This is a genomic window from Methylobacterium sp. A54F (assembly GCF_053346035.1).
In genome coordinates this window covers 21808-32506 of the sequence record NZ_JBKFBF010000023.1, presented here as the reverse complement: position 1 = coordinate 32506, position 10699 = coordinate 21808, and the positions used below count along the sequence as shown (strand labels likewise).

13 protein-coding genes are annotated in these 10699 nt (G+C 64.8%); 9 read left to right on the top strand and 4 right to left on the bottom strand.

Annotated features, from left to right (window positions below):
• The first annotated feature begins 597 nt into the window (after nucleotides 1-597).
• Both ACLBXP_RS24520 and ACLBXP_RS24515 read left to right on the top strand, forming a co-directional pair.
• On the top strand, nucleotides 598-1461 hold the full coding sequence (locus tag ACLBXP_RS24520; protein WP_447670453.1) for a DUF4365 domain-containing protein: 864 nt from the start codon (nucleotides 598-600) through the stop codon (nucleotides 1459-1461).
• A gap of 174 nt (nucleotides 1462-1635) precedes the next feature.
• Nucleotides 1636-1860: a hypothetical protein gene (locus ACLBXP_RS24515; RefSeq protein WP_447670452.1), complete on the top strand. Its 225-nt coding sequence runs from the start codon at nucleotides 1636-1638 to the stop codon at nucleotides 1858-1860.
• Here ACLBXP_RS24515 and ACLBXP_RS24510 read toward each other — a convergent pair.
• From ACLBXP_RS24510 to ACLBXP_RS24495, 4 genes are all read right to left on the bottom strand, one after another.
• Complete coding sequence (locus ACLBXP_RS24510; protein ID WP_447670451.1) at nucleotides 1847-2863, bottom strand: phage late control D family protein; 1017 nt, start codon at nucleotides 2861-2863, stop codon at nucleotides 1847-1849. The two genes, ACLBXP_RS24515 and ACLBXP_RS24510, sit on opposite strands and share 14 nt — an antisense overlap.
• 18 nt (nucleotides 2864-2881) lie before the next feature.
• Nucleotides 2882-5416, bottom strand: coding sequence for a hypothetical protein (locus tag ACLBXP_RS24505; protein ID WP_447670450.1), 2535 nt, complete (start codon nucleotides 5414-5416; stop codon nucleotides 2882-2884).
• A 114-nt stretch (nucleotides 5417-5530) separates the two neighbouring features.
• Nucleotides 5531-5899: a hypothetical protein gene (locus tag ACLBXP_RS24500; RefSeq protein WP_447670449.1), complete on the bottom strand. Its 369-nt coding sequence runs from the start codon at nucleotides 5897-5899 to the stop codon at nucleotides 5531-5533.
• A 416-nt stretch (nucleotides 5900-6315) separates the two neighbouring features.
• The gene (locus ACLBXP_RS24495; RefSeq protein ID WP_447670448.1) at nucleotides 6316-6873 is read right to left on the bottom strand and encodes a hypothetical protein; all 558 of its coding nucleotides are present in this window, start codon (nucleotides 6871-6873) and stop codon (nucleotides 6316-6318) included.
• A 118-nt stretch (nucleotides 6874-6991) separates the two neighbouring features.
• Here ACLBXP_RS24495 and ACLBXP_RS24490 point away from each other — a divergent pair, with 118 nt between their 5' ends.
• From ACLBXP_RS24490 to ACLBXP_RS24460, 7 genes are all read left to right on the top strand, one after another.
• Nucleotides 6992-7210, top strand: a complete 219-nt coding sequence (locus tag ACLBXP_RS24490) for a helix-turn-helix domain-containing protein (protein ID WP_447670447.1) — start codon at nucleotides 6992-6994, stop codon at nucleotides 7208-7210.
• 88 nt (nucleotides 7211-7298) lie between these two features.
• A complete protein-coding gene (locus tag ACLBXP_RS24485) occupies nucleotides 7299-7502 on the top strand; it encodes a hypothetical protein (RefSeq protein WP_447670446.1) in 204 nt (67 codons plus the stop codon).
• On the top strand, nucleotides 7499-7762 hold the full coding sequence (locus ACLBXP_RS24480; protein ID WP_447670445.1) for a hypothetical protein: 264 nt from the start codon (nucleotides 7499-7501) through the stop codon (nucleotides 7760-7762). The genes ACLBXP_RS24485 and ACLBXP_RS24480 overlap by 4 nt, the downstream gene beginning before the upstream one ends.
• Nucleotides 7759-7986 carry a transcriptional coactivator p15/PC4 family protein gene (locus tag ACLBXP_RS24475; protein WP_447670444.1) on the top strand — a complete coding sequence of 76 codons (228 nt, stop codon included), beginning with the start codon at nucleotides 7759-7761 and terminating at the stop codon, nucleotides 7984-7986. Before ACLBXP_RS24480 ends, ACLBXP_RS24475 begins: the two co-directional genes overlap by 4 nt.
• Entirely contained in the window at nucleotides 7983-8393 is a 411-nt protein-coding gene (locus ACLBXP_RS24470) for a hypothetical protein (RefSeq protein WP_447670443.1), read from the top strand. Before ACLBXP_RS24475 ends, ACLBXP_RS24470 begins: the two co-directional genes overlap by 4 nt.
• Entirely contained in the window at nucleotides 8387-9313 is a 927-nt protein-coding gene (locus ACLBXP_RS24465) for a DUF7146 domain-containing protein (RefSeq protein ID WP_447670442.1), read from the top strand. Before ACLBXP_RS24470 ends, ACLBXP_RS24465 begins: the two co-directional genes overlap by 7 nt.
• Nucleotides 9313-10584, top strand: a complete 1272-nt coding sequence (locus ACLBXP_RS24460) for an AAA family ATPase (RefSeq protein WP_447670441.1) — start codon at nucleotides 9313-9315, stop codon at nucleotides 10582-10584. The genes ACLBXP_RS24465 and ACLBXP_RS24460 overlap by 1 nt, the downstream gene beginning before the upstream one ends.
• The last annotated feature ends 115 nt before the right edge of the window (nucleotides 10585-10699 follow it).

Here is a 10699-nt window from a genome sequence, read left to right as displayed (position 1 = left end):
CGACTGGATGGCAGGCTCACAGCAGCCCCCGCTGATGGACAAGAACACTACAGTTTCGCCCTACCAGTGGGAACGGATCTGATGGCCACCGGACCCAAGAGCGAGAAGCGCCCCGCCGACGCGATCGGCAATGCCATCCCGTGTGGCTCAAATCGCCACCGGGGAAGGGCACGAGGACTACGGCCGGAGAAGCTTGAGAACAACCAGGCTGCGGCCGAGATGGGCCGGAGGGGAGCCGCCGCGCTGGCTGCGCCTATGACGCCGGAGCGGCGAGCCGAGATCGCGCGCAGAACGGCAGCGAAGCGCCGGAGCGGCGGGCAGTAGGACGAAGCCGCTTGCGTCATGTAGCTGCTGAACGGCGCCGAGAAGACACTGAGGGTCACGCCCGCGATGGCGGCGGAGATCAGCGATCGCCTTCGGGGCATGGAGGACATCGCCGCGTTGGTGGAGGCTGCCGCGCCCATCCCCTGCAAGCAAGGCCGTATTAGCAAAAACAGCCATTGCTCGAGATTTTTCGAGCAGGAAAGTAAAATTATTTGCTGAGGCAATCTGATGACCGGTCGTGGTAGAGACACTACAAGCAGGATAGGCGTAGGTGTGAGTGAGATTTTCTTCTCGCGACACGACTGGCTGTTTAGAGAGCAGCCGCTTCACGATTGGGGAATAGATGCTCACGTTGAGCCGAAAACTGGAAAGCGTCCCACGGGGCAACTTCTCGCTTTGCAAATAAAAACGGGCCCATCCTGGTTCGCGTCTGAAAATTCCAATGGCGTGCGTCACAATATTAGCGATTGGCATTTTGATTATTGGTTGCGCCACCAGTTGCCGGTTTATATCATACTTCACGAGCCAGAAACCGGTCTTACCATCTGGCAGAAAGTGGAGCGGCATCTTATCAAGAAATCCAAAAAGGGTAATTGGTATATTCGTATACCTCGATCCAATGTATTAGATGAAAATGCATTGCCGGCATTCAGCGCTGGCCTAGCAGGCGATCCGACTGCATTCGATCGCAACCATCTAGCGCTCGATTATCCCTTGATGTGCGCCGTTCGTGACGCGCATGATGCGTATTTAACTGTGATAGAGATGAACCACAAGAGCCTCTCCATGCGAGGCGCTTGGTTTAGGTTTAAGAACGAAAACAAGCCGAAGCCTGATATTGTTTTAGAGCGCTGGCACACCAGGCGGGGAATTCATGAGTACATGAATTGGGCATTCCCTTGGTTGGAATACAATCACACGCACCCTTTAACCGACTCATTTGGAATGACCGAAGCCGAAACCCATCAGTTGAAAGTTGAACTTAATTCCATAGGGAAAGCCTTCGTTGAACTGGAGGATTATTTTCAGAACGGCGCCCCGATGAAGGACTATGAAATCATATACGATGACAGTGATGAAATGGATGAGGATGAATACAACGAATGGGCCTATCAGCACGCAATGTCTAAGGATTAGGTGACGGGCACTTTGGCCATATCGGAGGGGCCGCCAATGCCCGACCTAGTTGCAATTTCAAACTGAGACACCACCCAGCATCGCCGCAGCTTCAGCGCTTGCGGCCCTACTCGACCGATCTCTCATCAGCGTGCAGGGTATCGACGTGCGCTGAAAGGTGGGACCAAGCGAGCCATGGCGAAGACGGTGCTGCGCGTGTTCGGCGGGCTGGCGATGCTACTCGGCGTGCTTCTGCTCGGCTACGAGATCTCGCCCGGCGTCTACCAGCCCGACCGGTACGTCGGGGTTGTTCTCCCGGTGGGGCTGGGCTTGGTGCTCTTCGGTGCCATCACGGTCGGCTTCGCCCGCGTGATCGCACTGCTAGAGCGCATCGAGCAGAACACCGCTACTCCTCGCTAGAACCGCCTTCGCCGCTCTCGGACCCCGGCGTCTCGCATTCGAGGGTAGTTAGGTACTTGCCGTCCTCGACCTGGTGCTCAGCCCGGGTCGCGTTCCAGCGCCCATCCACGCGGCCGCGGATGCCGCTGACGTCGATGGGCTGCTCCGCACCGACAGCGGTGTCACCCTCGATCACAAAGGTGGCCGATCCTTCCTGCCGAGCGAGGCTGGCCACGGCGGCCTCGGCCGCCCTCTTCGCCTCGTCGCGAGACTTGAAGGGCTGCCGGAGGCGGTACGTGATCTCCCCTTGCCCGGCATCCACGTCGATCCGCTTCACGTCTCTGCGGTCGAAGTAGTGGGCTTGGGCCTTGCCATGCCTCTCCCGCCCCTTCCAGGAAGCGCGGTAGCTGACCAAGTTCACGCCCGGTGCGACCTTGAGGGCAGGAAGCGTAAGGCCTGAGGCGGACTTGCCCGCCGCGGCCTTCGTCATGACCATTCGGCCTTGTTTGACGGTCAAGATCGCGCCGTAGCGGCGCGCGAGGCGGGTGAGGAACGCAGCATCCGTCTCACCCGCCTGTCCCTCGTACTCGACGGGGATCTTGGCGATCTCGGATGCCACCTTCGGGGTCCAGCCGTTGCGCTTGGCGATCTTCTTGGCCAAGTCCCCCACGGTTGGGGTGTCCTCCTTCTTATGCGCCTCGGTCCGGTTCTCCTTCGTGGCCTTTTTCGCAGAAACCGGGGTGCCATGGATGGTGATCTTCTGCGGCCAGCCCTCCATGTCGATCTGATCGATCTCGAACTCACCCCGGACGCGGCCGGCCTCACCGACGTAGCCGATCTCAACCGTCACTACCTCCCCGACGCCCGGGTAGACACACTGCCCGTCCTTGTCGTCGAGCTCCACGACCAGCTTGTCGGACTCGATGCCCTTCTCGTCGGTGATGGTGACGCTGACCAGCAGCGGCCCCCAGACCGGCATGAGGTCCCGTGTGCCGTAGGTCAGTGCGACGGCTGGCTCTCGCATGGGTAATGGCTCCTTCCGCTACCCTGCGCTGACAGGGTTGTAGGCCATGGCAGTTTGTTTCGACCGGTCGAGGCTCGTGATGGCGCGGCGGACGGCGCTGCTCGACCCACCGGGAGAAGGCATCGAGGATGCTTCCGCCTTCAGCTCCCGCATCATGCTGCGTGCGGTGCCGAGCTTGCCGATGAAGGCGTCCAGGGAGCCGGTGTCGAAGGATGGGTGGGCCGTCATGCCACCGAGTTCGGTGATGCCGCCTTTTGCCGTGCCCAGGCCGGTAGTCAGGCTGTCAAGGCCGGCGAGTTCGACCTTCGGGGTGGCGGTGGTGCCGCTCAGCTCCTGCAGCTTTCGTTGCGTCTCCGAGATCATGCTTTCGAGCTGGCCCTTTCGATCCTCGAGCCCGAGGGTCTCAGGCCTGAAGGCTGCCTCACCCGAAGCCTTGAGGCCGGTGAGCTGCTGCTCGATGCCGGCGAGTTCGGCTTTGTAGGCGGCCAGGGCTCTCGTCGCCTCCTCGATCTGGGACGCGCCGCCGGTCGGCATCGTCTTGGTACCGGCGCCGAACCCCGGCAGGTCAGCCGAGCCCCTTGCGGGCCCGAACAGGAAGTCGCCGAAGGTGCCACGGGAAGTGGTGTAGGGCGTGGAGACGGGCCCACCGGCGCCGCCAAGGGTGCCGGCCCGCATGCGCGTGAACGAGCCCTGGCCGCGCAGAATGGACGCCGCCGAGTCCTGTTGGCGCAACCGGGCCTGGATCGCCTCCTGCTCCTCGAGGAGGCGCCGCATCGCCGTCTTCCGGCCAAGGAGGGCGTTCGTCAGCAGGCCTTCGTTGAGGGCATCCGACTCCTGCATGGCGGCGCCGGCCGCAGCGCCACCAGAGAGCGGCAGTCCTGTCATGCCGGCCGTGCCCATGCCCACGAGGGCGTGTCCGCCGAGGCGAGCGATGCCGGAGAAGAGCCCATTCGACTTACCCGCAGCAGCGAGGAGCCCCTTGCCGGTAAGATACGAGGCGATCGTGCCGGCGATGGTTGCTGCCACCGGCGCCGCGACCTTCGCCAAGTCTGGATTGTCCCCAAGGGTCTGGGCCGTGCTGCTGAGCGCATCGGCAGCCTTGTTCAGGGCGTCCGTCACCGCGGGGACATAAGGGGCCGCCGCCTGTCCCAAGGTGTTGAGCGCCTGCTGCTTTGCGCCCTCGGCAGCCACATAGGGATCCTGCCGCCGCAGGGTGTCCGCAGCGGCCAGACCGGGGGCCCGGTCATACTGCTCGGCCTTGCGCTCGTACTGCGAGCGCTGCGTGATCATCTTCGTGAAGAGGTCTGCGACACGGCTGTTCGAGAAGGCTTTCGACATCATCTCGACGACCTTGGTCTCGTCGTTGACGTCGATGCCCTTCTTTTCCAACAGCGGGATCAGACGCTTGACCGTGTACTGAAACGGGTCCTCGGTGATGAGCGCCTTATCCCTCTCGCTCATCCGACCGTGCTTGTCGCGCATGCCGAGCGATTGCTGGAACGCGGCCGACTTCTTGGTGCCGCGCCCGCCAATGATCTGTCCGACCATGGATGAGAGCGCGGTACCGGTCTGCGGCGCGCCGAGGTCCTGCATGAGGGCCGGAACAGTCGACATCAGGAAGCGATCGTTGAGGGCGGCCCCTCCCGACTTGGCCTGCTTGGCCATCGTCAGGACGTTGCCCATGTTCAGCTCGGCGCCCTCGACGCCCATCGCCTTGGTATAGGCGTTCGACAGGCGCTCGATCTGCTTGGGGTCGACGTTCTTTCCGAGCACATCCAGGCCAGCATAGAACTGCCGGACCTGATCAATTGCTTTTTCCGGTCCTTTCAGCGACTGAACAACCGTCGCCATCTTGCCGAGCGCATCGGCGTTCTGCATCGCCTTCTCGACCGAGCCCATCGACATGCTGGTGTCGCGCAGCATCTCGTGGAGGGTGTTCTGCCCGACGCTCGGGTACTGCCCTGAGAGCGAGAGTGCTCGCTTCTCCAGGGTCGCGCTCTGCTCCTTCGTCAGGCCGGCCAAGTTGTCCCGGCTCGTCTCGCGGGCCATGTTGGCCCCGACGCGACCGGCCATCTGGGCAACGCGAAGGCCACCTCGCCCGGCCCGGTAGGCAGCTCCGACGCCGAGGGCGGATGCCGCCTCGTGGTCACCCGAGTAGCGCCGTCCGCGGCGCGGGCGGCAGTCGTCGCCTGGCGGGTACCGGCCGCCGCGACCACCGAGCCGGCGAGACGCGCGCCGCAGCCGCTCCATGTCCCGCACGAGGGCGGCCACGTCCTTCCGCATGCCGCCGAACGGCGACTTGAACCCGCTCGGTGCCCTGATCGCGATGGATGCCTTCGCCGCCGCCTGCAGCTCGCGAGTGAGCTTCCGGGCCGACTTGGCCATCGCATCGAGGTTGCGGGTCCCGCCCTTGAACTCCAGCTTGCCACCGAGGCCGTTCAGGCGCTTGGCCGCAGTCTCGATCTGCCGGAGGTTCTTCGCAATCTGGGTGGCCGGTTTGGATGCCTGGTCGGTCAGGCGGACGATGATGCTGGCGGCGAGCCTGCTAGCCATTCTGGCGTCTCCCCATGATCTGGTCTCTGGTCATCGCGACCAGCTCGACGAAGCGGACCCAATCGAGGCCCAAGAAGTACGGGATTGGGGTGTGCAGGTGCCGCGCTGCGAAGATCAGGAGCTCGTCGACGTCTCCTGGTCCGACGTGAAGGCTTCGCGCAGCCGCCGGGGCAAAAAACTCTCGATCGCCTCTCCCACCTCCTCGTTGTCATCGGGGTCGAGGAACTCAAGGACCGCGGTCGGCACGGGTGCGCCGTCATCATCGACCACGTTGCCGAGGTTGGCGTTCGGGTCCTTCTTCCGAACCGCATTGGTCCAGGCAGCGATCTGATCCGTAGTGACGCGTTGGATCACCAGCGCTTGGTAGGTGCGGCCGCCGTACTCGACCGGCCATTCGAGTTCGATCCTGCGTGAGCGCGGCTTGTCGCTGGAGAAAGCGGGCGCTGCCGCTTCGGGTGCGATGGAAGGCGGGACGTCGTTCATCGGGTCTCCCCATGAATGCGGTCGGACAGAACAGCGATGGACTGCGCGACACGGCGAGCATGCGCGCCGGCGCGATGGAGGTCTTCTGCAACGACAGCGGCCGGGCCTCGCCGGGGCGGAGGAGGCTCGGTTTGCAGACCGACGATATCCCGCAGTCGTCGGCGGGCGAAGACGGAGACGCTCTCGCCCTGAGCGGCCGCGCCGCGGACTAGGGCGGCGCGCAACTCACGGTCGACGCGGATGTAGAGGTGAGAGGGGTAGGCTGGCGGCATCGGCTGTATCCAAGCGATGCCGAAGGATGCAACATGAGACGCAAAGTGTGTTGCGCTAATTGCGCAAACCGAAGCAATCTAAATTTAGTTTAAGCTGTACCCATTAGTACCAGATCGTGCTGCCGCTTATTAGCCGATACCGCCTTAGTCCTGCTCCGGCTGCATGCCTTTCCGCTCGTGCGTCACTCGCGAGCGCTCGATCGCCTCTTGCCGGCGGGCCTCGTCGGGGTGCGGGGTGCCATCGGCAGGGCCTGGGAAGGGGAACTGGGCCAGCAGCGCCGGGATCATCTCGGACGCGCCCTTCTCCTCGACCAGCGCTTTGATACGGTCGCGCGTCCAGTTTCGATCCCCTCCGGCGTTGTCACTGTGGTTCTGGAGGCTGCCGAGTATCGACGCAAAGACAAAGCCGACCTGATCGTTGAGTTGTCCCCCCACAGCGTTTGCTCTGAATTCGCTCCATGTATCTACAGCATTTTTCCATGAAACGTCTCTCACTAGATCTATAAGCTCCTTCTCATAAAAGCTTTTATGCAATCGATGCTCAATCTCCTCGCTAAGGGAGCGCCCTTCTGCCTGAGCTGACTCTTGCAGCCTCTGGTGCATGTCGCCTCTGACGCGGAACGTAAGGGTCGGACGCTTCTCCGTCCCAGGGTACAGCCGCGGCCGTCCGCCTTTTTTCGCCGGGACCTCACCGTCTGTCATCGTCCAACCCTCTCCGTCTCTTCTGTGCGGTGATAACACCGCAATTACCTCTTGCCAACGTGATCGAACCTGATCCATACCTTTGTGCGGCGTTAGCACCGCATAAAGCGAGGATCCGATGGGCGACGACATCATGGAGGTCCTGACCAAGCCCACTGTGGATGTGGCGCTGGCAGGTCGGGTTCTCGGGATTGGGAAGAACGCCGCCTATCGCGCTCGCGAAGCGGGCGACATCCCGAGCATTAAGATCGGCGGGCAGTACCGCGTCCCGACCGCGAAGCTGCGGGAGATGCTGGGACTGCCTCCGTCGCCCCCGCAGGCCCCGCTCGCCGCCTGATCACCCGCCGCTGGCGGGCGCGGCCCGCTGGCTCCGCAACATCGTCGAGCCCGAGGCGGCCGGCGCACAACAGCAGGAACAGCAGCCCATGAACGTGAAGACCCGCGCGAAGCGCGCGGGCTCCGGCGGGTCCTCGAATGTCGTCTTGGCGGTCGACACCGAGGGAAATACGCCAGCCCAGGCTCTTCGACAAGCACTGTTCAGATCCCGCTACGGGTGTTCCCCGGCAACTGCGGCGCTGATGGCCGAACTGGCCTTTCCCTCCCTGGACACTTGGAGGGCGAGCGCGTGATCGAGCAGCCTGAGATCCCGTCTGTCGAGGAGCGGCGAGCCGCACTCTTCCGCGCCCTTGCCGAAGGCGATGCGCGGAGGAGGCGCGAACGGAAGCTTCGTGACCAGCTTCGCCGATGGGGCATGCGGCTGCGAGAGCAGCGGAGCGGGTACGTCGTCTTCGACCGGGATACCTTTCTCAGCGAACTCCACGGTGCCACGCTGGATGCCGTGGAGGACTGGGTTGCTTCGCGCCTCGCCGCACGGAGCGCCCGGTCGTGACGCAAGCTCGAACGATCGCGATCGTCACCAAGAACGCCCTCGAAGAGGTCCGGGTCAGCCTGAGCACCTTCAACGGGTATGACCTCGTCGATGTGCGCACCTTCGCGGACTTCGACGGATCAGGCGGAGAGAAGCGCCCCACGAGGAAGGGTATCAGCCTCAAGCGCGAGAAGCTCGGCGAGCTGATCGCCGCCCTGCAGGCGGCTGATGAGGCGTCACGATGACAGCGCCCCCGCTCACTCGAGCTGTCCGGCGGCGGCTACGGCAACTGACCGAGCAGAACGGGCCGACCGCCGAGGCCGATCGCCGGTTCTTCGCGCGGCGTCCGGATCGAAGCTACCGGCTCCGTATCGCCTCTCCAAGCGAGGTCGAAACGGCCAGCGTCGCCGGCCTCAGTGCCGGCGTGCCGGGCGAACGCTGGTACGCCGCGGTTTGGCAGGTGCACCCCGGCGTCCGGCTCCGCGCCATGATCCTCGGGCCAGCCGACCAGGATACGGACCTGTCTGAGGCAAGGTGCCGGGCAGCCTATGAGACGGCCGCACGGCCTGGCACGCTCGCCCATGCCGTCGGAGAGCAATACGCTCAGATGGGCGAGCCGGCCTCCGACATCAGGAGGCGCGGCTCGTGCTGACCCTCCACGATTTCGCCCGCAGCCTGCAGGGTAAGGTCATGTCCGGCGGCGTCAGCTTCCGGGCTCCGAACCACGGCCCAGGTGACCTGTCCGGGCGGATCCTGATCGATCCGAGCATGCGCAACGGGTACAGCGTCACCTCGTTCGCCGGGGACGATCCGCTCGCGCTCCGGGACTACGTCGACATGACGTGTGGTCTCCCCCGGTGGGAGGCCCGAGACCGGATCGAGCGCCCGGATCCGCGAGAGGTTGCGCGTCAGGAGCGCGCCCGCGAGCAGCAACGCGTCGCCCGGGAGGCCGAGGCTCGGATCAAGGCCGAGCGCGTCGTCCGGATCTGGCGCGAGGCCGAGCGGGACCCGCGGGGCAGCCTGGTCGAGAGGTATCTGGCCGAGCACCGCAAGCTCATCCTGCCGCTGGGGGTGTGCGGGCATGCGGTCCGGTTCCATCCGGCGGGCCCGTGGGAGGGCGAGCGCGTCCCGATGATGCTCTGCGCCTTCCGCGACCTCCGCACCGATGAAGTCGTAGGCCTGCACCGCACCCGCTTGGATCCGGTGACCGGCGCGAAAGTCGGCCGAAAGATGCTAGGCCGGGCGCTCGGCGCGGCGGTCAAGCTGACCCCCGACGCCGAGGTGATCGCGGGCCTCGCCCTCGCCGAGGGCATCGAATCCGGGCTCGCCGGGATGACTCTTGGCTTCAGGCCCATGTGGGCCGCAGGCAGCGTCAGCGGGATCGCGGCCTTCCCCGTCCTGCCCGGCGTCGAGGCGCTCACAGTGTGCGCCGAGACCGGCGACAGCGGCGCCAGCGCGGCCGCCGTGGAGCAGGTCGGCAGCCGCTGGTGCGACGCGCAGCGCGAGGTCCTGGTTGTGACTCCGCGCGTGACTGGCGACCTCAACGACGCGATCAGGGAGGCCGGGCGCTGATGGAAACCCGCGAGCCGATCGATCCCGAGGCAGTGGCGACCGTCCACCCGTTCAGGCGCACGCCGCGCGAACCGGTAGGCGAAGATGGTCGCTTCCCCCCGCCCGAGAGCAATCGCGAGGCTGCAGAGCCTCGGATCACCGCCACGCCCTTCGCGCTGGGCGATCCACGCTCGATCCCGTGCAGGCAATGGCTCTACGGTCGCCACTACGTGCGCCGCTATACCACGGCCACCATTGCACCGGGCGGCCTCGGCAAGACCAGTCTCGTCCTGGTCGAGGCCCTGGCGATGGTTACCGGCAGGCCGTTGCTCGGCGTGCGCGTGCCCGAGCCGCTTCGAGTCTGGGTCTGGAACGGCGAGGACCCACGCGAGGAGATCGAGCGTCGCTTGGCGGCGGCCTGCGTCCACTTCGGGATCAGCGCCCAGGACATCGGCGGCCGGCTCTTCATCGACAGCGGCCGCGATGTCCCGATCAAGATCGCCACCCGGAACCGGGATGCCACGGTCGTCGCGCAACCCATGGTCGATGCCCTGATCTCCGAGATCCGCGAGCGGCGGATTGATCAGCTCATCCTCGATCCTTTCGTCGCCTGCCATGACGTGCCGGAAAACGACAACGCCTCCATCGATCGTGTCGCGAAGGCGGCGGGTCAGGTGGCCGAGGGCGGCAATTGCGGGGTCGAATTCGTCCACCACGTCAGAAAGACGATCGCAGGCCAAGCCACCTTCACCGTCGAGGACGCCCGCGGCGGCTCAGCGCTGATCGGTGCTGTGCGGTCAGCCCGCGTCCTCAACGTGATGTCGACCGACGAGGCTGCTCAGGCCGGTGTCGAGGCCGACAAGCGCCGCCGGTACTTCAGGGTCGATGACGGCAAGTCGAACATGCAGCCCCCGGCCGAGGATGCGGCGTGGCGGCAGCTCGTTAGCGTCCCGCTCGGGAACGAGACTCCGGACATGCCGGGCGACATCGTCGGCGTCGTCGCAGAGTGGAGTCTGCCGACCCTGTCCGACGCCCTGCAGCCCGGCGATGTCCGGAAGGTGCAGGACGCCATTGCGGGCGGCACCTGGGCGGACGATGTCCGGGCCGGGAATTGGGCCGGGAAGGTCGTCGCATCAGTCCTCGGCCTGGACGCGAGCGACCAGAGCGACCGCAAGCGGATCTCCAAACTCCTCGCGATGTGGAAGCGGAACGGCTGCCTCAAAACGGAGAGCCACCGCAACGGGAGGACCGGCCGAGATCAGACCATGCTCGTGGTCGGAGAACTCACATGAAGCCCCTCCACACTTCCACAGTTCAACTGTGGTCCACCGTGGAAACCGTGGACCACCACCACCACCACCACACTCCTTTATGGGGTGTGGGGTGTGGTGTGGTGTGTGGTTCCGC

What these genes read in the sequence shown, in the direction of transcription:
- ACLBXP_RS24510 (WP_447670451.1), bottom strand. Translation starts at nt 2,863, where the DNA reads ATGCGAGAGCCAGCCGTCGCACTGACCTACGGCACACGGGACCTCATG.
- ACLBXP_RS24505 (WP_447670450.1), bottom strand. Translation starts at nt 5,416, where the DNA reads ATGGCTAGCAGGCTCGCCGCCAGCATCATCGTCCGCCTGACCGACCAG.
- ACLBXP_RS24515 (WP_447670452.1), top strand. Translation starts at nt 1,636, where the DNA reads ATGGCGAAGACGGTGCTGCGCGTGTTCGGCGGGCTGGCGATGCTACTC.
- ACLBXP_RS24460 (WP_447670441.1), top strand. Translation starts at nt 9,313, where the DNA reads ATGGAAACCCGCGAGCCGATCGATCCCGAGGCAGTGGCGACCGTCCAC.
- ACLBXP_RS24490 (WP_447670447.1), top strand. Translation starts at nt 6,992, where the DNA reads ATGGGCGACGACATCATGGAGGTCCTGACCAAGCCCACTGTGGATGTG.
- ACLBXP_RS24470 (WP_447670443.1), top strand. Translation starts at nt 7,983, where the DNA reads ATGACAGCGCCCCCGCTCACTCGAGCTGTCCGGCGGCGGCTACGGCAA.
- ACLBXP_RS24500 (WP_447670449.1), bottom strand. Translation starts at nt 5,899, where the DNA reads ATGAACGACGTCCCGCCTTCCATCGCACCCGAAGCGGCAGCGCCCGCT.
- ACLBXP_RS24495 (WP_447670448.1), bottom strand. Translation starts at nt 6,873, where the DNA reads ATGACAGACGGTGAGGTCCCGGCGAAAAAAGGCGGACGGCCGCGGCTG.
- ACLBXP_RS24485 (WP_447670446.1), top strand. Translation starts at nt 7,299, where the DNA reads ATGAACGTGAAGACCCGCGCGAAGCGCGCGGGCTCCGGCGGGTCCTCG.